Raw genomic sequence first — 23,370 nt, forward strand, 5'->3', positions numbered from 1 at the left:
TTAAAGAAACTGCAATTCTACAAATCTTAATACGGAAAGTCTCCCTATTACCTAAGAGAACCCCATGGCACTTGAAAATCAACATGTTACCTACTCTGCATTTAACCGACTCGGCTTCAAAAAAACTATACGACAGCTAACGGAAAAAACAAAAGAGCTTTACCAAAAGGATGATATCCCTTGGGTTATAGGTTATAGCGGCGGTAAAGATTCAACAGCCATACTTCAAATCGTTTGGAATGCTATGTCCGAACTAAAAGAAGAAGGGAAAGCGACTAAGCCTGTTCACGTCATTAGCACCGACACATTAGTCGAAAACCCAATCGTAGCTCTTTGGGTTGATCGTTCTCTTAAACAAATGCAGAAAGCGGTTGATGAACAAGAACTGCCTATTCATCCTCATCGTCTCACACCAAAAACTGAAGACAGATTCTGGGTTAACTTAATTGGTAAAGGTTACCCTGCACCTCGCTATAAGTTCCGTTGGTGTACAGATAGATTAAAGATCAGCCCTTCAAACACATTTATTCAGGATGTTGTTAAAAAGAACGGTGAAGCGATTTTAGTACTAGGTACTCGTAAACATGAGAGCACAGTTCGCGCTGCGAGTATGGAGAACATAGAAAACCGCTCAGACAATACTCGTAAAGATGATGGATTAAACGTAAATACTCAGCTTGATCGCGTATGGGTATATACACCCGTGGAAGATTGGACAAATGATGATGTTTGGTCTTTTCTAACCCAACAGAAAAACCCTTGGGGTTATAGAAACACTGACCTCTTAGGTATGTACCAAGGTGCTACTGACGGTGGTGAATGTCCTCTTGTCGTTGATAAGTCTACTCCAAGTTGTGGTGACAGCCGTTTTGGTTGTTACGTATGCACTATGGTAGGGGAAGATAAGTCTATGGCAGCAATGATTGCTAATGACGAAGAAAAAGAGTGGATGTTACCACTGCTTGCTCTGCGCAATGAGATAGACATCAATGACTCTAACAAAGACGCTAAAGCCAATAAAATCGCGAGAGATAAACACAATCGCGACTTTAGAAGAATGAATGGTAGCCTTACCGTTCATATCAGCATGAAAGAGTTCAGCGAACAAAAAGATCTGGCTGATAGTGAGGATATGTTTGAGTTGTTAGCTCAATATGAAGATAACACCGATTTTAAATACGAAAATTTACCTGCTGATATTGTTCGTGGTCCTTATAAACAGACCTTCAGGGAATCAATGCTTCGTAAAGTTTTGCAAGCTCAGATGGAAGTTAGAGAGTGCGGACCATCTGATGTTAAAAATCTAGAGCTTCTAACACTTGATGATCTAGAAGAGATTCGCCGTATTTGGGTTGATGAAAAAAATGAGGCGGAAGACAACGTTCCTCTAATCTATCAAGAGGTCACAGGAAAGAAATATGACGGTGCGCCTAGAGCTTATAGCCCCGTTGTTAACCACAAGATTCTTGGCCAACTCAAAGAGTTTTGTGCAAAACATGACGACCCTGACGAACTTAAGTACCAACAGCTTAGAACGCTGCTTTCTATTGAAGATAGATATAAGCACCAACTGCGAAGAGCTAAAATTTCAGATGACTTAGAGTCTGCTATCGACAAGGGTGCATTTGAGAGCATCGATCATGCTCGTCGCTTTGCGTTAGACAAAGTGAAAAATGAAGCACTCGTTAAACTGAATCGCCTTCAAACTGTTGGACATGAACATGAGTTCTTAAAGAATCTAGCTTCAAACCTTCAGATTCTGGATGCTAAGAAAGAGATAAGTAAAGTAAAGAAATACAAAGCTTATTACGTTGAGCTAACTTCAGATAGCCACCAAGCTGACGAAGCATTCACACTAGAAGTTAAATTAGTAAATGGCCTAACTAAACTATACGAATATTATATTTATCAAATTGATAAATCTTTTGCTCTACTCGATCGCAAAGCTCAAGAAACCCTCGAAATGAATAACCGTAATAACAAACTATTGTCTGCCGACAACTTAATTGCAACGGGAGACAAATAGTGATTTTTGAACAAGTAACGCTCAACAACTTTGGTATCTATCAAGGCGAACATATCGTAGATCTTAATGTCACAGACCACACTAAACCTGTTGTTTTATTTGGAGGGTTGAATGGTGGAGGAAAAACGACGTTTCTAGACTCTCTTCAGCTAGCGCTATACGGGAAAAACGCGAAGTGTTCTAATCGTGGCAAATTGTCGTACAGCGACTATCTAAAGCAAGCAGTCAATAGATACAGTGAGAACAAATCCGCCTCTGTAGCCTTGTCTTTCCGACATACTCAAAGAACCCAGACCAAGCGATACGAAGTCATTCGCTCATGGGAGGCTACAGCTAACAAAGAAATCACGGACAAAGTTCAAGTTCTAGTTAATGGAGAACTTGATAAACTGTTAACGGATAATTGGAACGACTTCGTATCCGAATTTATTCCTCAAAGCATGTCAGAGCTGTTCTTTTTTGACGGCGAAAAGATTGAAGACTTAGCAGATCCAGCTCGCTCTGCACAACTACTAAAAACAGGTATTGAAGCTCTCCTTGGGTTAGAACTCTTCACTCAGCTATCCAAGGATCTAAATAGCCAAAAGCGTCGACGTCAAGAGCGTAACTTAGATAGTACTGCGAGTAAAAAAGTTGAAGAGCTCAAGCAAAGAAAAGAACTTCTAGATAGCAATCTTCTGGGTATCGAAAAGAATATTCAAAACATACTAGATGAAGAGAACGTTCTAACAGACCAACTAAAAGACATCGAAATTCAAATGCAAACTTCCGGCGCAAACTTGCTGGATGATGTTAACGACATTCAACTTGACCGAAGAGCAATTGCTTCCCAATTAGAAGCGATTGATCACAACCTTATCAAGCTGGCTGCGGGGGCTATGCCGTTATCTCTTGCTCAAACTTTACTGCGAGAGACAAAGCAGCAAGCTTTATTAGAGGATGAGGTTACTGGTTTTGATAATGCACAAAAGCATATCAAAGCAAATAATGACGAACTAGTTAAACGCTTAAAAGCGACAGCCACTAACGATGTTGCTGAGCAAGTGGACCAGTTACTAAACTCAATATGGAAAGAGTCAAAGGATAGCTTAAGCCAAGAAAAGTATCTAAACACTAACCCTGTAATATTTGACTTTGCCGAAACCGCAATAGAATCAGACAAAACAGAGAGTGAGGAACTAATAAAGCAGAAAAAAGAGCTACAAGAAACACTGGCTCTATTAGACAAAAAGCTTGATGCTGTTCCAGATTCAGAGTCTGTTAAAGAACAGATTGAGGCAAAAGGTAGAATTGAAGCGTCTATTGCTCATTCGAAAACAACCCTAGACTCTCTCATGGAAGAGATGGCCTTATGTAAAACTCAAATAAATGAGAATGAAGCACGTCTAGATGCAACTCTAATCCAGCAAAATGCTGAAGATTTCGAGGGCAAACGCAACGAGCAAGTCGCAGAACATCTCGTCGAAATGAGAGGTATTGTTGATGCATTCAAAGCGCAACTTATTGAAGAGAACATTACGACACTAGAAAAGCGAATTAAGAGTAAGTTTGACTCTCTGGAGAGAAAATCTGAACTGGTCGAAAAAGTTAAGATCAACCCCAAAACGTTTAACTTGACTCTTTTGGGCTTAGACGGCTTAGCTTTGGATACTAAACGTCTTTCTGCAGGTGAGCGTCAACTATTGTCTGTGGCTATCCTTTGGGCACTAGCGGAAACGTCAGGAAAAGAAATTCCAACTATCATCGATACCCCTATGGGTCGACTAGATGGTAAGCATAGAACAAAACTTGTTGAAAACTATTTCCCAGAGGCTGCTGGTCAAGTCATTCTCCTATCAACCGATGAAGAGATCGCTGGACAGTACTACAAAAAACTAAAATCTTCAGTAGCGAAGGAATATCACATTAGCTATGAAGAGGCAGTCAAAACATCAACCATTACTGAAGGCTACTTTGGAGAATCAGCATGAGCATTGAAACCGTTCGCTTATCAGAAAAAGCCAAAGGGCAACTTATCACAGTAAAAAAGAACACCAAAATCGATAACTGGAATGTGCTTTGCCGTTGGGCATTGATGCTTTCCTTGAAAGAGGAAAGTATCCCACCACATGAAGACATAGTTACTAATAGTAATGTTGAAATGACATGGAAAGTATTTGGTGGCGAGTATTCAGATATCTATTTAGCGATGTTGCGTCAAAGAATAAAGACTGACTTTGGAAAAATAGATGAAGATGAGCTTTATTATCACTTTAAGCTTCACCTTCATCGTGGCATTTCTTACTTATCTAATAAGTCTAGAACTATAGAAGATTTTATGAACATGGCCCTTTAAGGGCCGTTTATCTACTAAACTTCCTGATAAATGTTGCAATAAATAAACTTGACAAAATTAGTCCAATTAATGCTTGAGCTGACGCAAAAAATCTCGCAGCACCTTCAACAGGAGAATAGTCGCCATAACCTAACGTTGTAAATGTCACAAAACTGAAATATATATATGTTAGCGGATGAGGTTCTTGTTTATTTTCAATTTCAAAACAACGCATGTCATCGACAACACTTAAATCGCAATTAAGTACTCCATCTGAGGGGACGTTAATATCGAAAAGTGAGTAAAACAATGCCCAAAGAAGAATAACAATTGCAATCCAAAATAACACTAACCATGGAGACTCTCCGTAGTTACTGAGAGCCTTATAAAACGACAACTTCAATTTTTCAAGACCAACTTTTTGGCCTCTATTGATGTCACACTCTTCTATATATAAATTGGATGCTTCGTCATTAACTCCTGATTCGGAGAACAAAACTCTAGACTTTCTGATCAACTCAAGCTTTTTAGACAGGCTAATCCCTTCAGAGTTTTTTGCTTTTTTATATAACTTCGCAGATGATAAAGTATCATTATTTGAGAGCTTATTTATTGCAGCCTTTTCATAATAACTAGCTTGCTCCATTCTATTGCTTGGCAAATGACAAACAATATCACCTAAGGACTCCAAAGCTTTTGATAATGCATTATCATTTGATGGCTTGTTTTTTTCCGTTAACTCTAATATTTTTTTTGCATAACTATAAGCTTTACTATACTCGCCTTGTTTTACAAACCTTTCACGAACTTTCACCAACTCCAATATATCTGATATTTCAGCACCTTCAACCGGTATTAGTAATTCTTCGTTTTTTCCTAAGTTATCATCCAAATCTTTTATATTTCTATCCAGATTAAAAGACCAAATATAACCGTTGCTAATTTTAATAGACGGTTCATTATTTGACATCCACCTTTCAAATAAATCAATATTGTCACTAACATAGTCTTCTAATACATCATCGTCGACATCATACTCTAACTCATCCGGCCAGTTCTCTTGGAGAGAGTTAAATAAAAAGGAGCTACCATCAATGTAACTGTTAGTTTTTAACTCAACCTTTAATGTCTCTAATGTTTCTTCAAACCAGTTCTTATCCACGATTATCACCTAAGTTATTAATTAACTTTCCTTTTATAGAAGTCATTAGTGATATTTCACGGCTTTGTTGCGTAATTCAATGGAACTAAATCAAGAACCTACGATCTGATCAGCTACCTCCACTCTATCTCGTAGTCCTATGCCTAAGCCTCGTTATAAAACAACCAACTGGAAGCAATACAACCGATCACTCATTAACCGTGGTTCTCTGACTTTTTGGATTGATGAAGAAGCAATAAGCGGATGGGCGCAAAGCAAACAGAATAAGCGCGGTAGGCCGCGTCGGTTCAGTGATTTAGCTATCACGACAGCACTCATGGTCAAACGAGTTTTTTCTATGCCATTGAGAGCGCTGCAAGGATTTATCGACTCGATATTTAGGTTAGCCCATGTACCGTTAAGTTGTCCGCATTACACCTGCATCAGTCGTAGAGCCAAGCAAGTTGAGGTTTCATTTAAGACTAAAACGAGAGGAGCGATACAGCACCTAGCCATTGATGCTACTGGCCTTAAGGTTTATGGCGAAGGTGAATGGAAAGTCAAAAAACATGGGACGGATGGCAAGCGTAGAGTCTGGCGAAAGCTGCATATTGCAGTCGATACCAACACTCATGAGATCATTGCCGCCGAGCTAAGTTTATCGACGGTTACAGATGGAGAAGTACTCCCGAACTTACTGAAACAAACACGCCGAAGTATCCTTGAGGTGTCTGGTGATGGCGCTTACGACACGAGAGCGTGTCACGCTGCTATTAAGATTAAGGGAGCTATTGCGCTTATTCCCCCAAGAGAAGGGGCTGCCTTCTGGGAGCGTGGTCACCCTCGAAATCTCGCCGTGGGTTGCCAGAAATTATACGACTCAAATAAGTATTGGAAAGAGCGGTATGGATACCACAAACGTTCACTCTCAGAAACAGCGATGTATCGAGTTAAACAGTTGCTAGGAGGGAAACTGAGCTTAAGAAATTACAATGCCCAGGTGGGTGAAACTTACGCGATGATAAAAGCGTTGAACAAGCTTACTGGGTTAGGTATGCCTGAAACTTGTCGTATTGACTAAGAAACAAGCGAAACGGGTTGGCTCTATCTCTAAATTTAATTACGCAACAAAGCCATATTTCACTAGCATTGAAGTTTTCCTTTCTTAGATTAGACATGAACTTATCAAACTCTTTCAGAACTTTAGATATATCTTGCTCATCATCTATAGTTCCCATATCGAGAATAGATTCGTTATTTTCAATTTTAACTTTATATTTTTCTATACTTATAGCCTTGAGGAATAGCCTTGCATCATCAGGATTACTAATCTCCGGTTTTATATAACCCTGCTGTTGATAGAATGCTTTGTATAATCGTTTTAAATTCTTTTCATTGTCAAATTTGTTGTTTGTTTCATTCCATTTCAACCAAGTTCTTCCAATACTATTTCTAATAGGAAGAAACTCTAGGAGTAAAGTATAAAAATTAGTTTTCATCTCCAACTTATATTCACTTGCCATTTGATTATAAGCCAAATATCCTCTCAGCCGCCTATTTACATCCATAGTACTAATTCCCAACATTGCACTAACCTGTGCTGGAGACTTCCCGTCACTGATTAAGTCATGTATTAACTCAGCACTTTGAATACCCCTCCAAGTTTTCGGTCCTGATGTGACCCCATAAAAGTAGACACTTAATACAGAGCATTGAGTGTCATGAAAGTAAAATCACAAAGACAATATACAGACGAATTTAAACGAGAAGCTGTTCAGCGATCTCTCGATTCTTCTGATACCGTTAAGTCAGTAGCACTATCCTTAGGAATATCGCCGGTGCTACTTTCTAAATGGAGATGCCAAATGACATCGAAAAAGACTAACTCCCTCCCAATACCTAACCACGGCCCCGAAAAATCCTTTGCACAACTGGAGAAAGAGATCCGTCAATTGAAAAAGAAGCTTGAGATGGCAGAGCTGGAGAATGATTTCTTAAAGGAAGCGAAGGCTTTCTTCGACAGCCAAAAAGAATAAGGTTCGAGTATATCCTTAAGAAGGCCAGTGTGAAGCTTCCTGTCATACGACTATGCCAATGGTTGGGTGTTTCTAAAGCGGGTTATTACAAGTGGCTAACAAGGAAACCATCGAAGCGAGAGACAGACAATGAGTCTTTAAGTCACTACTTGAGGAGAGAAAGCAAAGCTCAGTATTGTATTCCAGGCTATCGAAAGCTTTGGGAAGCAGCGGTCGCTAACGGCTTTATTTGTAATAAAAAGCGAGTACAGAGGCTTCTGCAGAATATGGGCTATCGCTCTTGCGCGAGCAAGAAGCGATATGGACGAGCACCAAGACAAAATACGCTTATACCTGCCTATAACATTCTTGCCCGTCAATTTAAGGTGGATAAACCCGATCGAGTTTGGGTGTCAGATATAACTCAGGTGCGCTGTACTGATGGTTGGCAATACCTGTGCGTCGTCTTAGATTTGTTTTCACGCAAAGTGATTGGTTGGTCGACAAGTCGCATTAATAACGCAAAGTTAGTGCTAAGAAGCCTGAATAAGGCTTGGAAACAAAGGCAGCCCTTAGGTCACGAGCTTTTGTTTCACTCCGATCAAGGTATACAGTATCGAGCGTTGGAGACGATCCGTTGGCACCGTAAACGAAAGATTAAAGTCAGCATGTCGAGAAAAGGAAACTGTTGGGACAACGCTTGTTCCGAAAGCTTCTTTGCGCAATATAAGAAAGAGTGGATGAACAACTTAGATCAGCTTTCACGACAAGAAATGACGATGCAGAGTCGAATTTATATCGATACCTATTATAATCCAGTAAGAAGACATGGGACTCTAGGTGGAGTGAGTCCCATGGACTTTGAACTAATCAACTAAACCCCTGTGTCTACTTTTTAGGGGCCATATCAGTCCAGAAACGTGGCGAATACCCATTAAAGTAGATGAGTAACTAGCTATCTGTTCAGGCGAACCTGATATTAATACTACATTGATATCTTTAGATTTTTTCTTTAAATTTTCACCTAGTTGAAGCCTATGTTCTTTATCATCAAGTATCAACGACTTAAATGCTGCTGTTCGCCGATTACCCTCTATTACAATAAGTTTTTGAGAAGCACTTGATTGTCGAACAACAATTCGATCAACTTCTAAGAATCCATTTTGCTTAATCGATTCTTTTAAATCTCCGAGCTTTTGCTTTGCCAGCAATCTTTGTACTTCCTTCTGCATATTATCAGTTTCCATCTTACTATCAGAAACTTCTTCATGCTCATGACCATTCCTAAGCCTATAGTTATTGGCATCCAAGATTAAATCATCAATTTCAACAGCTATGTCTTTTAACTGATACCCAATTGTCATATTTCCACCGTTTAAAATTTAGTTAACTTTGATATATTTGGGTCATTGTTACCACATCAACTCTCTTTCCTTACAGGGTCAATGATGTAACAGCTAGATTCAACCCAAAAGCTCCCAGAATGCTCTATCTCTCATTGGAAGTATCTTCTTTGCTCCATCAATATATAAGCTGTAGTGTTTCTCTAGCTTATATATTGATGATTTCCATCAGCTTCTCTTGCTCAGCTTTTTCATTGACACCAAACATGGCTTTTAGCTCTTGTGGGCGAATCTTCGCTACGCGATGAATTACCCAAGTAAGTACATAGCTTGAGTCGTCATTCTCACCAGTTTGGAAATGGGTAATGTCTTGTGTAGAAAGAATCACACCAACACCGTACTCGCGGTCTTCCTTCAAGATCTTACGCAAGCTTGGAAAGTTCTGAGACATGAAATTATCCGCCTCATCCACCAAAATCATCTTAGTAATTTGGTGGAAGTCACCCTGTACTTCAAAGAAATAACCTCATTTTTTCAAAGAGCAAGTAATATTACCTGATCCATATATATCTATCTCAAGGCAACACATAAATACTGTTTTAGATAGTCTACTTTACTTCCACCAAAGCTTGATAGAGGGATCGAACTTCCCTCCTTCATTAATCAATAAACCAGTTACGGTGCTATCAACCTCTAGACCAGTTAATGACTCTACTTTTGCGTTAATCTCTGCGATACTCAACGGTCGAGTCATGTCTTGCACTATTTTTCTTACTGCCTGACTAAAATTGAGTCGACGAACATCTTCTCCCCACTCAGCTAAACCAAGAAACATCGCTCTTGCTAAATAAAAGCGCTCATCGCGTTGAGCCAAGTTAAATAGTGTATAAGGTTGCGGGGCATCACCAGGTATCTTTTCTGTTCTTAATACATCCTCAACTTCAGTATGGTGAATTCCTTTCTGTGAGCTACGAAGATAATTATATATAACATCTAGTCTAGCCAGATTCTCTTCGGCACTACCTGGAACATCTCGATCAACTAACCCCCAATAATCTGGTCCCACGAGAATCATTCTATCAGTAGGCTGAATCTGTAGGCTTTCCGTTACCCCTCTTATTTCTTGAAGGCGTACTTTTATTTCACTCCCTTTAAGTGGTCCACCACTGTCCTCTAAAATCTTAGTAAATGCATCAGCCATATCTACTCGGTCATCTTTAGATTGATTAGAATCAGACCTAGCCCAGACCATTCGATTAAGATAGGTGAGATTGTCTTCATCTTCTAAAATCATATTAAGAATATAATGATCTAGTTCAGAGGGAAGGCCTGGGAATTGGCTTTTTAATTGGGTAATAATTTCACCGCAGTGCCATTGCTTCATTATTGGGCCATCATAAATAATCTTAGAAACAACGAGTCTAAGGTTTTGACACATACGTTCAGAGATAGGATTAAAGTGAGAAAGACCGTAGACTCCTCTACCGAATAATTTCCCACCTAGCCTTGGCACGGCATTATGTGCAAGCCTCTCATTCACAGGTCGTCCTAGAATTACCGCAGCCCTTTCTGCAATCTCAGAGTAGTGTAATGGCTTTTCTGCTTGCGTAAGAACTGCAGATACAGCAGCTTCCGCTGAACGACCAAAACCAATCAACTTAGCATCGTTTAATTCGCTAGAAAATTGCAAAGTACTTGAAAACTGATCCCATAAAAGTGTCAGCAGTTCCTCGGAACCAGTCTCAGCGAGAAAGGCTTTGAATGTCATATTAATATCACTACGCGTCCACCCCCCCTCTTCAGCTTTATCTTTAAGACTCTTTCTAAATTGGATTAATCCTTTATCCCAGTCATCTTGCCTTATGCGAGTTACTATATTAGCTCCGTTAACTTTAATAATTCGAATTTCAGCTTCTGAGAAAAGTTCAATGATAGCGGTAAGGTTTGCATAATTTCCCATAAAGCCTGCAAACCAGCTATCTTCTAATTCAAGCATTTCTAAATATAAGGGGCTTTCACGATCAATAAGCAACTGGCCAATTTTAATAGCTATACAATCATCCCAATACTCACGTTCCATGATCTTCGTAACATACTTTTTCTGTAGTTGGCGAACCCTCTCTCTAGTTACATTAAGCCGTTGGCCAACCTCTTCAAGAGTCATTACTTTTCCGTTGCACCCAGTTCGTAACTCAATAACCTCCCTGTCACGTTCTTTAAGCTGAGATAGAGCTTTTTCAAAGTGATTTTTAAGCGATATCTGAGATATCATCCCAATCAGATCACTTTCTTCTTGCTCAGAAGGTTGCTCACAATCTACTTCCTTAGCTTCTGTAATTTCTAGTGGAACAACAGACACCCGCTCCATTAGAGTATCGAAGTTACTCGATATGATTTCACATAAATCTTTAGCTGATTTTCTTCCAAAATTTGGCCAGCTCATCATAGTTGATAAACTTATTCCATCAAGGTCAGCTAAGCACCGTATTGATTGAAGATTGAAGACATTCATCAGCCTAACAGTAAGTCCCAGCACCGAAAGGTCAACTTGGCGCAAGCTTTCTGGAAGAATGCTTAACAAATATTCAGGATCACCTATATCGCCGCTTGTTCTGAGTGTGTGGTACCTATAAATTTCCAGCTTATCTCTCGTTACTCTTGGAAGAGAATTAACTGATTTTAAATAACTCTGTTCGCTGCAAATCCCGTAAGGATTAATTGAGGCAAGTAATTTAGGGTCATCTTTATCTAGAAGTACTAGCCAATCATCAAGTTCGTGTGCAGTGTTTTGCAATAAGAAGAATTTACCATCAGGAGCTTTACCAAATATAGGGTCTAAAGCTACATCGCAATATTCAGCGTCCAAGCAATACCGATTTAGCTCTACTTCTACAGCACTGAGAGGCTTGTCATCGCCAAATTGATATAGCCCTTCTTCCACAATATTGGCGAAAATCTCTTCTTTATTTAAAGGTGACCCCGCCTTTTCTAAGACTTTCAAAGCTGCATCTACTATTGTGAGTTTATTACTTGCAGTCTTTTGAAAGCTATCCGAGAAAGCTGTCATGCCACCAGGTTCATCTGCACTGTAGCAAAAGCCTTGCATTGCTAGATGAATAGGTACGTTCATTCCACTAACACTCAACTCAAGAACAACCGTACGAGAACAAGTATACTCTAAAGGCAATGCCCACTTAGCAGACGAGGTACACAGCACTTTTCCCTTAAATTTTAGTATTTGAGGGATTTTCAGAACCTTAGGACGAACAAAGCCAACATGTATGAGTCCTACAGAAGTTGATTTATCACACTCATTCCACTCATCTAAAACTGTATTTAGATCACGGTGAACCGAGATCTTTGTTGGTTCATCATCATAGAAGGTGCAAAAATATAATTTCAATACTGACATAAATTATTATTCAACAAAAATTTCAGCGAAAGGCAGTTGCCCTGTTTTGATGCTTTCATCATAGAACTCTCTAATACCTTGCTCCGCTAGACGTTCTATATACTCATAGATAGATTCACCTTCATGTACTAGACCCGTACTTTCAACAACAGCATACAAGATGCCACCTTCGTCAAGCTCAGCAACCCTAAAACTAGAGTTCCTTTTATCTATCAAGGCTGGAGGCTTAGTCCCTTTTCTAATACCGACAGCTACAGCAAGTCGATAAAGATCAAATTTGATAAGGCTTATACCTTCTTCTCCCTTAGAAGGATTTAAATCAGCTAGTAGCTCATCCAATTGAGCACTTGCTTCATCGGTTAATCCAATACGCCCTGGTTCGTTCATAGTATTAAGCCTTCTCAATTCTGGATTCTGTCGCCGAAATACGAACGATCTGATAACGTGCACCAATACGATGCGCAAAGTTTACCATGTCCTGCTTTGGATCAATTTCTCCTTCGTGCACTAACAAAACTACTTGCTCTGCCATTTTAGGGAGATATCCTAAAACGTTACTTCGGTGCTTGGGATCTAGACGTCCGAGCGGAGTATCCATAACAATCGGGCCAGATTTTCTTGCAGTACGATTAAGTCCATCAATTAATGACAAAGCAACAACTTGTTCAGCGCCCGCACTACGCTCTTTAAGCACCCGATTCTCATGATCAATGATAGACAAACCATAGTTGTGGTTAATCTCTAATCCTGAATAAGTCTTTTCGGTAGTTAGTTCAGCAAAAGCATTGGAGGCATATTGCTGTACCCTTTCACGTAAAGAATCACGTAATTTATCAATACCTTTAGCAAACACCTGCTCCAACTCTTGGTACAAGTTGACGCGAATCGTACTTTTCTGCCCTTGAGCGCCTTTATTCTTCGAAATAAGTGTTGCTATATGATCTTGTTCATTTTCGTTCTTTTCGATTTTTTGTTTTATTTGATCTATATCTTGTGATAAACGAGATTTAAGCCCTGTTAAACGATCTCTTTTCTCGCGTTGGCGCATTATATGATCAGTATCATACTCGCGAATTTCTTCATGTAGCTCTTCCAGCTGAGTTTCAATTTGAATCAACTGAACTTGTTGCTTCATTTCCTTTTTAATAGTGTCGTGTACACGACTACCTTCATCAGCTGATTGTATTTGACCTAATTTGTCAATTTTGTCAGTCAGTTCCGTAAAATCTTCGAGATTTATGACCGAAAGCTCCGCTTGTGCCTTAAAAGTCTCATAATCTGTGCGGATAGGAGCAAGCTGCGATGTTGGAATATCTTGATGACATGTGGTGCAGGTCGGAGAATCCAATATTTTGGATAGATTTTTTATCTTTTCTTCCAATACCGCACTATTTTTCATAGCTTGTTGTAAGTTTGAGCGCTCTTCCTTAAGTTTACTTAAAATTGGCAAAGCACTTGTATGTAGAACATCCTTCCATGCTGTTTTAAGTAATTGACGTTTCTGGTCCGCTAGATCTACTAGGTTTCTTTCTGTTACCTCGCGCTCACCTTTAAGGCCTTCCAATAGAATTTTTTTACGCTGAACCGCTTCAGTATTTTTAAGTTCATCATCAATGAGATCAATCTGGTTCTGAACGTCATTTTTTTGCGCAATTTGATCTCTCAAATCCTTCTCATAAGAAGTTAACTTAATTTCCAGCTGCCGTTGTTGTTCAGCATAAGTACTAAGTTCTTTATTTTTCTTTGCATCTTTAGCCTGAATACGTCGCGCATCTTTCAGTAGAATCGCTAGTTCATCACGCCCGTGAACTAGCGCAGGTACACCTAATGCTTGCTCAATATGCTCTTTAATTTTTTCGCCTTGCTCACTGTTTTCAATCAGCAGGTTTTCATACTCTTGTAATAACTCACCATCGAATAAGAAGAAGCGTGAAATTTCCTCAGGAATAACCTGATTGATTTCATTAACGACAGTATCTCCTGGAACTATTTCGCCATTTACTTGTAATCCAATATGCTCTTCAAAGTCAGAATCATTCTTTGGGGAAGAAACATGTGCCTTTTTATTAATTTGGCGACGAAGTTCATACTCATTACCATCATTAGAGAACTTCAACCCTATGGATAGTGACCAATCACCCATGGCTGCTGCATCCATATTGACTAAATTAGCACGAGGGATCTCTCGAAGGTGGCGACCAACAGCATTGCCATAAAACCCCCAACGAATCGCATTGAGGAAACTTGTCTTGCCACGCATATTATCGCCGAACAATAACATCACGTTTTGTGTTTCATGTTGTGGGAAAACGATCTTTTGTTCTCCTTTGTAGGGCATGAAATTATTAATTGTCAGTTCTTTCAACTTCATATTAATGAACCACCTTCACGTTCAACAACTTTTTCTTCTACTAACGCCTGCATTTTTTTTACAGTGTCTCGTTCTTTGTCATATTGATGGGCACTTTGCACTTGATAGCATCTCTTGATAAGTTCTTCATCTACTGTCAAGTTGAGCTCAGATTTTACAGCTAATAATACTTTTAATGGATCATTGTCTTTATTCATATTCATCTCCTATTTCTTCGATACCATCAGTATCAAACAAGCCCACTTCCTCAGGATCTATGCCTAAATCAATAGCTATTTTTATTAATTTGTTTGCTCCAGACTTATTCATAGCCGTTGCGGAGAATTGAATGCTTCGTTGTAACTCACTTTTCATCAACGATAGTTGACCTGGCTCAACCTCTAGATCGAGCGGCACTACAACAGCGTCAAAAATTACGGCACTATACTTCCCTTTACAAACTCGCAACACTCGACCACGACGTTGAACAAACTGTCTGGGGTTTTGTGATGAAGCAAGAATTATTGCATGAGAAATTTTTGGTATATCAACACCTTGGTCCAAGCAACGTATAGAGACCATAATACCGCCAAACTTCTTGAACCAGTCTAATGAAGCTGCAGGGTCGCCTTTCATACTGGTATGATACTCACACGGTGAGTATCCTTTCCGCCTCAATTGCTTCATTAGTTCAGCTAGTTGGTGTTGGTCTTCACAATAAATCAACCAACTTTCACCTTCTGTATAATATTCTTGTACAGTTCTTACAGCGTAGGGAACTTTAGCACAGGCCTTTTTAGCTATACGCGCTCGCTGAATCAGCATATTCTGTAGACGAGGAGAAGTTACTGGTTTCCCTTGCTCATCACGTTTTGAGCGTGCAAACTCTCTCTTTATAGCTTTAGTTGCATCTTCGTACGCGTCAGATTCTTCTACAGATAAGTGAATTGGTTCTGGGTGGTACTCATACTCGACAAGACGACCACTTTTAATTGCATCAACCAATGTAAACGGTGGTTCAACAACCTCGCCGAAGAAATCCAAAATGCGTTGCGTTCCAACAGGATCCCCATAACGTTTTGGCGTAGCACTTAATCCTAGACGCGGTCCTGCATCTATCGATAAAACCTTTGAGTTTTCAGTACTACCAATCTCATGAACCTCATCAGCTACCACCATAAGAGATTTGCTACCAAAGATTCCTTTGCGAAAATCATCCAACCTCGCTGTTGACATCGTAGCCAAGACAATACGTATTCCTAGGCCATCCCCAGGCTGAGTAAAGAATTTAAGGCGTTTGTTTTTACGCCAACTGTTATATCCATCCCCAGCTTTTAAGATGGTAGCTTCTGGAATTTCTTCTTTAATTTCTTCTGCCCACTGCTTATGCAATAGGCGATCTGGAACTAAAACCAAAGCAACTCCATCTTGTCCCAAGTGTTTTTTTAGGGCGGTTAATGCAGTAAATGTCTTACCACTACCGGTTGCATGCTCGAGAATTCCACGATGACCACACTTCTCCCATTCGTCCAAAGCTTTCAGCTGATGAGGCAATGGTGTTCTTTTTTTGTTCAAGCTTCCTCTACTTACCTCAAGGTCATGTTTCCCAACACTAAAGTAATCCACTAATTCAGCACAATTTATTTCATCAATAGTATTTTTTGCTATCGATTCAAGCTTCCTCTTACTCAAGTCTGGAAATGGAACTACTCGAAGACCTTTAACATTGCCTGTCCATAAGTTTTCAAAATAGGTGGTGTTTCGTTTAACTTGTCTCTCATCTCTTCCTAGTTTCCAACTACAGTACACATCAAGAGTTTCATGATTCCCTCTTTCATGCCATCCAGTCCAGGACTCATTTACAGAGCCTTTAAAACATACTCTATTGTCATATTCATCTTTAAGTAGACCTAATTTTGCATGATATTCACCTTTCGCCTCTGGCAAAAAGACCACTTTAACATCTAATACACCACACTTTATCAATGTAGCTAACGCTTCAACATTCTTGTATATAGAAGCATTATCAAGTAGTTCGTCTACATCTTTTTGCAGACTACTATTTACATCTTCAATACTCCCATACCCTTGAGACATAGCATTGATATCAGAATCAGTAAGACTTGGAGAGCAAAGCAAACGAATTTTTCCGCCACGTTTTGCAAAATCAATTATCTGAGGACCAATTATCAAAAAGACAGATGACCTAAAGTATCCAACTGATCGGTCATAACAAATCGAACTCTCTAGGCATGGTTGGTAGAAATCTGCGACGAGATCACTCTCCCCCGTGTAATACTCTTCTTCTATATTTAAGTCTTTTAACACTTATTCTCACCTTTCTGTCAGGCTATGCCACATTGATTGCTACCAATTCCCAAAACGCCTTATCCTGCATCTTTTGAATCTTCTTAGCCCCATCAATGTATAAGCTGTAGTGCTTCTCCAGCTTGTTGATGGTTTCCATCAGTTTTTCTTGCTCGGCTTTCTCGTTTACACTAAACATGGCTTTTAGCTCTTGCGGGCGTATCTTCGCTACGCGATGAATTACCCAAGTAAGTACATAGCTTGAGTAATCATTCTCACCAGTTTGGAAGTGAGTAATATCTTGTGTAGAAAGAATCACACCAACACCGTACTCACGCCCTTCCTTCAAGATCTTACGTAAACTTGGGAAGTTCTGAGACATGAAGTTGTCGGCTTCATCCACCAAAATCATTTTAGTGATTTGGCGGAAGTCGCCTTGGACTTCAGGCTTACCTTTCTTCTGCATCTGTGAGTAGAAAAGATCTAATGTAAGTGCGACTACAAGGTTTTGGATCTCTGATGGGTAACCCGCCAATTCAACTACCGTTATGCCATCCACCAAGTCATAAAGGCTCATACACTTGGTGTTGTCGTCTTCAAAAATCTCTAGCTCATACAAGCTTTCAAGTGCCGCGTATAATGAATCTTCATCTGGTTCTGTTTCAATGAACAAGTCCCACACCTGTGAGATTGTCGGCGCTGGTTTTGACCAAGTGCTTGGATCCGCTTTGCGAATACCCGCTAACTCATACGCTTCCCCCACCAGCTTACGCAAGCGCAGTTGTTGCTTTTGACCTAAGCCAAAAGCTTTACCCATGGTTTCAGAGAAACCACGCGCGGTATGTACTGGCAACATTGGCGTATCACCAAACAAGCTCAATGGGTTGTACGGCAGTTTATGAAGGTTGAACTTCTTACCTGCAGTCGCTTGTTGGAACTTATCGTCTACATAATCGGATTTATAGTCGAAAATAAGCATACCAATAGGCGCACCGTTTACGTTGTCTGCTTGGTTGCGGTAAAGCTGAGTGACCACCGACTTGGTAAACTGAGTTTTACCAGTGCCCATGGTGCCGATAATACCGGTATTGGTATTCATGAATTTGGCAGTATTGGTTGGCTCCCAGTTCAATGGTGCCTGTGTTAACGCATTGTGGCCAAATAGCACGTTTAGGTTGCTATTAGACTCGACCTTCATAGGCTCAACTACTGGCACGACTTGCTCTTCAACAACTGGTTGTTCAGGCTGCACTGATTCTGTAGTGTCAACCTCATCAGGTTCCACAACCTCTGGCTGTGATTCAGCTTCAGGGAGTTTTTCTAATCGAGTTTCACCATTCAGCACATACTCACTTGGCACGTGGCAAAGTTTCACGACATCTAATTCGTTCAACACTTCTTGCAGCGGAGTTTCCACCAAGCCAGGAAGTAGCCCCATCGGTAGGTCGACTTTTAACACCCCTTCCATCATTTGGTAGTCGGGTTGTAAACAGCCAGCCCCTTCAAGGTGGCTAACCACAAAGCCCTCTGGGTAATCTGCAATTTGGCCAAGTGAATAGTCACCTCTTAGCCACTCTTCTTTGTTAGCTAGCAAAGTGTCGAAGTAATCATCAGCGAACACCTTGTATAGGCGATACTTGTCAACTTGCATCAATACTTGGCGCATAAATAGGCCACGGTAAAGCTTGCTTGCTAGGTCATCATTTCCTAGTAAGTCTTGGCTTAAATAACGTAGTAGCTCTTTCGACTGTTTAACGGCTTTGTTGTAATTCGGCACCGAGCCCGTTTTCACTTCAACAGGTAACAAATACATGTCTTGGTCTTTGAAGCCAACCAGCAACACATCGTCAGAAATTTCGCCTTTCTTGTAACCTTGAACATTACGAGAGAATTCACTGTCAGACATCTTCAGGCCAATGTTGCCCGATACTCGGATCATCTCAGCGACAGACAGCGGTACCCATGTAATGTCTGAGTCATGCACTAGGCTAGTCACAAACTTGTAGGCACCAATCACGCCTTTGCGTTCTTTATTGATGGTCGGCGCACAGGTCATCATTTTAAGGAGCCAATCGCCGTTGAACGCGTTAAACTCATTAATTTGGCCACCATCACCTTGCTTGATAACTTTCTCAAACAAACCACGCTGAGCGGTAACCGTGATCGCGTCGTAGCTTGATGAACTGGTGTACTGATCTGAATAGTGAATCAATACTACGTCTTCATTACTGTGGAAGAAGTCCAACGTCACCTTCGGATCGATGATAGTTGTCCAGATAGAGCTATCGTATGAACGTTCTAGTAAACCTTTAAAGTCTTCACTTACGGCAAGGGCAACTGCATTTGCACCGTGATATTGAGTATTCGGCTTGAGCGCAGGTTTTAACAGAGCACCGACGTATTTAGCCATCATCAAATGCGGGTAGTCTTGGTAATCCGTTCCCTTCAAGCCAAAACCCGTAAAGTATGAGCCAGATTTACTTTCAGAAGCATCACCCGTAAGTAGACCATCACATGCAATGCCTGATGCCATGTCTTCTATCGCAATGTCTGAGCAATCGACTTTGTCGTTATTACGGAAAAAGGAAAGATGCGCATAAGACTGACCATCTTTTTCAGCTTGGGCATTAGTGAACTTGCTGTAAGTTAGGCGCGTGCGAAGAATATCGATAATAGTATCGGCAACTTCACGCACTTTACCCTTGTTCAGCTCTAACCACTCTTTCAATTCATCGTAATTGGCTGTTTCTGCGAATCGGTCAAACGCATTAAACGCTAACTTGTCGTCATACAGATTGATATGAATCGACGCAGCCTGATCTTGGTTACTGCGGACATAATCCACCAGCCCCATAAATAACTCTTCAGCACAGTCTTGGTTCACCGCATTAACGATAATGCTCTTCTCGGAGCCTGTGAACAATTGGCTGAATGCCGTTTGGAACTCGTCGATTTTCTCTTTTACTAACTTGCGAACGAACGTAAGAGAGCTTTTCTCTTGAGGTACACTCTTGATCCAGAACGCGTTCTCTTTGACCTGTTGGTTATAAGAGAACTCATGTTTTTGATGGTAAACGTATGGCAGTAAACCTTTTGGCGACAAACGCTCGAACGTAACATCAGGAAGCTGAGCAAAGCTCTTGTCATTACGAATCGCATTTCTTAGGTTGAGGTAATACGCCAAAATCAGCGGATGGAAAGGCGAGTAGTATTCTTCATCTTCAGATTGCACTAAACCAATTTTCAACGCTGATTTCTGTTCTTTAGTCAGCATACTACCCGTTGGGATCGCTTCAAAATACGCCAAGCAAGCATCCACTGTATTTTGGACAAGTGTTGTAAACTCATCGCCCCAAGATGCTAATGATGGTGTGCTACGGCGTTGTTCTAAGTATTCAAAAAGCTCAACGTAAGAAGAGTGAATAGCCTCATCAATCGCTTGCAGGTCATCGAGCTTAATCGCACCCGAATCAGCAATAGAAACAACTTTTTGGTTGATGAACTCTTCTTCCCAACGAAGCAGCTTTAAACGAATACCTGGTACAACGAACTCGCTATTATCGATACCCACTTTGCCTTTTTGAGAATAAAACTCGCCGTTATATTCATCTTTGAAAAGCTTGTGATAACGACCTCTATTGATCAATAAAGGTAAGCTCAATGAATCGGTGGCTACTGCACCTTCCACATTAAACTTAAGCTGGTTATCGCCAGATTTTACGGCAAAATCTATTTCATCAGCTTCATTGGCTAAGGATTCAAAATCCACTACAGCGTAATCTGCTACATCAACAACCTGCTTAGCATCAAGCAGTGAACATGCGCTGCCTTCGTTGGCTCTGATTTGCAACTTGTTCTCTTCCATGTTCAAGGTTAAACGCTGCTTCGCTGGCGCAGGTTCTACCAAGAAGATGTTTTTGAATGGTTCAATATAGAACTCGCCCTTACGAATCACTAAACAACGGAAGTTATAAACTTCAGATTTGTTCTCGCGCTTCAACGTCAAGTTAAAGAACAGTGGCTCATGCTTGTACGTACCTTTCAAGCTAGCTCGTGTCGTTTTAAAACTGTTACGTGTTTCAATTACTTCTTCGTTATTAAGCGCTTTTGCTGGCTGAATTTTGAATTGGCTTTTATCAAGATTGCTCGCACCTTGGAAGAGCAACTTCAGTTCAAACTCATTTACATCTTCATCTAACTCGATGATTAAGTGGCGGTCACGCATGCCCGCTTTGGTCTCTGCACGGTTACGTGCAGTGATTGTCATGCCATCGCTAGCTTGCTCCTCTTCAAGAACAAGTTGCTGCTGAGCATTGCGCTTTTTCTCCTGTAGGAATGCTTCAAACTCAACGTCTTTCCATGCATCCGTTTCTGAGAAGTTCTCTTTAACAAACTTCTCGCCGAATGACTTCAAGCGATCTTGAAGCTGCCCGCCAAAGTGTTCAACTTCGAAAGTGAGCTCTTCATAAAGAGAACGGTTATCCTCAAGGCGCTTTTTAATCTGCTTAGGGTTACCACTCATTTCAGCTACGAGCGGGTCTTCAAACATGCCTAACTCATTGAAGCGTAAGTCACCGTCTTCAACGGCTTTATATAGCGACTCGAAACCAAACATGGTGGCGCCATCTTCTAAAATGGCATCAAATTGATCATCAAGCAGGCAATTCGATACATCGCGCCCTTTGTCTTGCTGATCAATTAACCCTTTCATTGCCGCTTTGATCTTTGATGCGCTCCAAACCTGTCCCACTTGAGCCAAGTCTTCTGCTGAATTTATCAAGGTATCAAGCAAGCTGTTGTGGATCACAACTAGTGCGCAACCTTTTAAGTAGCCTGATTGACTCGCCACTTCGTCACGCAGATGTGAGATGTAGTTTTCAGTGAAGCCTTCGAACTCTGCTGGGTTTTCGCTATGAATCACAGGTACGATTTTGCAACCAGACAGCTCAATGAATGGCAACTTGATATCGTTAGTTGCATCAATACTATTTTCAGAATGAGCCGTCATCGCCTGATACAAGCGCATGCTATTTTCATTATCTGGCGACTTAAACTGATAGCGGAAACCTGCCTTAATATGTGTTTCAGCATCAGCTAAAAACTGCTCTACTAGAAAGGTCTCAAATTGTTTTACGGACATATACTGCGTCTCCACTATCACTCATGCGCTCTACGTTACCAATGCGCTCATAGAATTTAATTAGTTCTTGTTCTGTTTGTTTATCAACGAAAATGCCACGTTGCTCAAAGGCCGTGATCAGTTCGTGGAAACGGAGTTTGTCCTTTTCTCCAACAACTAGGTTGGTTAATAAGATTATGTAGTCTTGGTTAAGTACTAATACTCGACCGCTGCGGCCTCGGCTTTGAATAAAGTGAGACGCTAAGTATTTCTCAACTTCTAACACATATTTCTTGTTGATATTGAAACGCTCACCAAAGCTAAACTGCGCGGATGCGAGCTTCATTATGTTACCGAGCCAGTCGAGCGCCAGTTCAGATTCATCTAGAGCTGTGTCTAGATTACGCTGTGACTTAAACGCTCTGGCAAAGTTTTCTAGTTGTTCTTTTAAATGCGTCGACTTCGACTCTTGAATGCCCTTAGATATCTCCCACAGGGGTACTTTTATCGCGTTTTTATCACCAGCCCCCGGTTGAAGCAGCTCGAGCATCATCAGCATAGGCAACAGTCGAGTGGCTGACTCATTAAACAGCTTATAGCCATGATTCTTAATATGAGTACGCTCATTACTGGCACGCTCATGATCCATAATGAAATAGAGAGGCTTAGCCACTGGCTCTTGACCACTACGCCAATCAGTTATCGCTAAACTCAGCTGCGCGGTGTATGCGAAACCATAAAAAGACAAGAACGACTCAATTTCACTAAGCAGATACTTAGGGCGACTTGCCAAGAATTTCAGGTCGTCACGGAATGCTTTCGAAAGATAAGGTAGATACGGTTTCTCGCTCGCTTGCAATGACGAGTCAGACTTCATTTTTCCGCGAAGCGTAGAAAGCATTTCACGTTCAATAAAGTTTAATTTGGCATCAAATTCTTCTACACGCATGTTCTGAAGTAAATTGGTGTACATAGAAGCAACACGTGAATCACCTGCTGCAAATTCACCTTTTTGAGCACGGAACAGAAGGAGTTCAGGGCTCACAGTAAAGATGTCTTTGTTTTCAAAATACATCTCTTTTAGCACTTGCCAAAACTCTTCTTCACCAAGCTTTTCTTCAAACGCACTTTGGCAATCGGCCACAAACTGTTCGTAGCTATAACCTTCTACCTTTTTACGCAGAAGCCCACGTAGAACCAAGCCGATGACAGCATCAAAATCAAAGTCATTACCCTTGGTTCGAATAGGTAAATAGCTGCTTAGGCTGTTTTTATTCGGCACGCCTTCCGCAGTTTGTGGCAACGATTGATTAAATGGTTGGGTGTAATTATCCATTGTCATT

Annotated in this window: 15 protein-coding genes and 1 pseudogene; 5 read left to right on the forward strand and 11 right to left on the reverse strand. The window is 40.7% G+C overall.

Translation table 11 applies throughout. The annotated features are described in order from the left end of the window. Positions 1–64: 64 nt before the first annotated feature. From dndC to dndE, 3 genes are read left to right on the forward strand one after another with little or no spacing between them, the layout of a single operon-like run. On the forward strand, positions 65–2,026 hold the full coding sequence (gene dndC / locus OCV20_RS13390; protein ID WP_086775564.1) for a DNA phosphorothioation system sulfurtransferase DndC: 1,962 nt from the start codon (positions 65–67) through the stop codon (positions 2,024–2,026). Continuing rightward, positions 2,026–3,996: a DNA sulfur modification protein DndD gene (gene dndD, locus OCV20_RS13395; protein WP_086775563.1), complete on the forward strand. Its 1,971-nt coding sequence runs from the start codon at positions 2,026–2,028 to the stop codon at positions 3,994–3,996. Before dndC ends, dndD begins: the two co-directional genes overlap by 1 nt. Beyond that, positions 3,993–4,361, forward strand: a complete 369-nt coding sequence (gene dndE, locus OCV20_RS13400) for a DNA sulfur modification protein DndE (RefSeq protein ID WP_086775562.1) — start codon at positions 3,993–3,995, stop codon at positions 4,359–4,361. Before dndD ends, dndE begins: the two co-directional genes overlap by 4 nt. A gap of 7 nt (positions 4,362–4,368) precedes the next feature. Here the strand turns inward: dndE and OCV20_RS13405 are convergent, their stop codons facing one another. Then, complete coding sequence (locus tag OCV20_RS13405) at positions 4,369–5,502, reverse strand: potassium channel family protein (protein WP_157896360.1); 1,134 nt, start codon at positions 5,500–5,502, stop codon at positions 4,369–4,371. 139 nt (positions 5,503–5,641) lie between these two features. Between OCV20_RS13405 and OCV20_RS13410 the strand changes: the two genes are divergently transcribed. Further along, the gene (locus tag OCV20_RS13410; RefSeq protein ID WP_261881408.1) at positions 5,642–6,562 is read left to right on the forward strand and encodes an IS5 family transposase; all 921 of its coding nucleotides are present in this window, start codon (positions 5,642–5,644) and stop codon (positions 6,560–6,562) included. On the opposite strand, the gene OCV20_RS13415 is transcribed toward OCV20_RS13410, so the two are convergent. Then, a complete protein-coding gene (locus OCV20_RS13415) occupies positions 6,522–7,067 on the reverse strand; it encodes a hypothetical protein (protein ID WP_261881414.1) in 546 nt (181 codons plus the stop codon). The genes OCV20_RS13410 and OCV20_RS13415 overlap by 41 nt on opposite strands. A gap of 135 nt (positions 7,068–7,202) precedes the next feature. On the opposite strand from OCV20_RS13415, the gene OCV20_RS13420 reads away from it, so the two are divergent. Beyond that, positions 7,203–8,374, forward strand: a protein-coding gene (locus OCV20_RS13420; RefSeq protein WP_108721736.1) for an IS3 family transposase whose coding sequence is annotated in 2 segments (ribosomal slippage) — positions 7,203–7,485 and positions 7,485–8,374 — 1,173 coding nt in all. Because the reading frame shifts where the segments join, the coding sequence is not laid out codon by codon here. On the opposite strand, the gene OCV20_RS13425 is transcribed toward OCV20_RS13420, so the two are convergent. The 9 genes and pseudogenes from OCV20_RS13425 to dptG all read right to left on the reverse strand — a co-directional run bounded on the left by OCV20_RS13425 (position 8,363) and on the right by dptG (position 23,369). After that, positions 8,363–8,860 (reverse strand): ParB N-terminal domain-containing protein, encoded by a 498-nt coding sequence (locus OCV20_RS13425; RefSeq protein WP_261881415.1) that lies wholly within the window; start codon positions 8,858–8,860, stop codon positions 8,363–8,365. The two genes, OCV20_RS13420 and OCV20_RS13425, sit on opposite strands and share 12 nt — an antisense overlap. 99 nt (positions 8,861–8,959) lie before the next feature. Further along, a pseudogene (locus tag OCV20_RS25925) lies at positions 8,960–9,353 on the reverse strand (hypothetical protein); the annotation flags it as partial. A 99-nt stretch (positions 9,354–9,452) separates the two neighbouring features. Continuing rightward, the gene (locus tag OCV20_RS13435; protein ID WP_086774973.1) at positions 9,453–12,251 is read right to left on the reverse strand and encodes a sigma factor-like helix-turn-helix DNA-binding protein; all 2,799 of its coding nucleotides are present in this window, start codon (positions 12,249–12,251) and stop codon (positions 9,453–9,455) included. A 6-nt stretch (positions 12,252–12,257) separates the two neighbouring features. Continuing rightward, positions 12,258–12,638 carry a hypothetical protein gene (locus OCV20_RS13440; RefSeq protein ID WP_086774972.1) on the reverse strand — a complete coding sequence of 127 codons (381 nt, stop codon included), beginning with the start codon at positions 12,636–12,638 and terminating at the stop codon, positions 12,258–12,260. A gap of 4 nt (positions 12,639–12,642) precedes the next feature. Beyond that, entirely contained in the window at positions 12,643–14,622 is a 1,980-nt protein-coding gene (locus OCV20_RS13445) for an AAA family ATPase (protein WP_086774971.1), read from the reverse strand. Continuing rightward, complete coding sequence (locus tag OCV20_RS13450; RefSeq protein WP_086774970.1) at positions 14,619–14,819, reverse strand: DNA modification system-associated small protein; 201 nt, start codon at positions 14,817–14,819, stop codon at positions 14,619–14,621. Before OCV20_RS13450 ends, OCV20_RS13445 begins: the two co-directional genes overlap by 4 nt. Further along, entirely contained in the window at positions 14,812–16,929 is a 2,118-nt protein-coding gene (locus OCV20_RS13455) for a DEAD/DEAH box helicase family protein (protein WP_086774969.1), read from the reverse strand. The genes OCV20_RS13450 and OCV20_RS13455 overlap by 8 nt, the downstream gene beginning before the upstream one ends. Positions 16,930–16,951: 22 nt before the next feature. Beyond that, positions 16,952–22,048 carry a DNA phosphorothioation-dependent restriction protein DptH gene (gene dptH / locus OCV20_RS13460; protein WP_086774968.1) on the reverse strand — a complete coding sequence of 1,699 codons (5,097 nt, stop codon included), beginning with the start codon at positions 22,046–22,048 and terminating at the stop codon, positions 16,952–16,954. Beyond that, the gene (dptG, locus tag OCV20_RS13465) at positions 22,029–23,369 is read right to left on the reverse strand and encodes a DNA phosphorothioation-dependent restriction protein DptG (RefSeq protein ID WP_052879477.1); all 1,341 of its coding nucleotides are present in this window, start codon (positions 23,367–23,369) and stop codon (positions 22,029–22,031) included. Before dptG ends, dptH begins: the two co-directional genes overlap by 20 nt. Position 23,370 lies beyond the last annotated feature (1 nt).

Source organism: Vibrio coralliirubri, assembly GCF_024347375.1.
GTDB lineage: Bacteria > Pseudomonadota > Gammaproteobacteria > Enterobacterales > Vibrionaceae > Vibrio > Vibrio coralliirubri.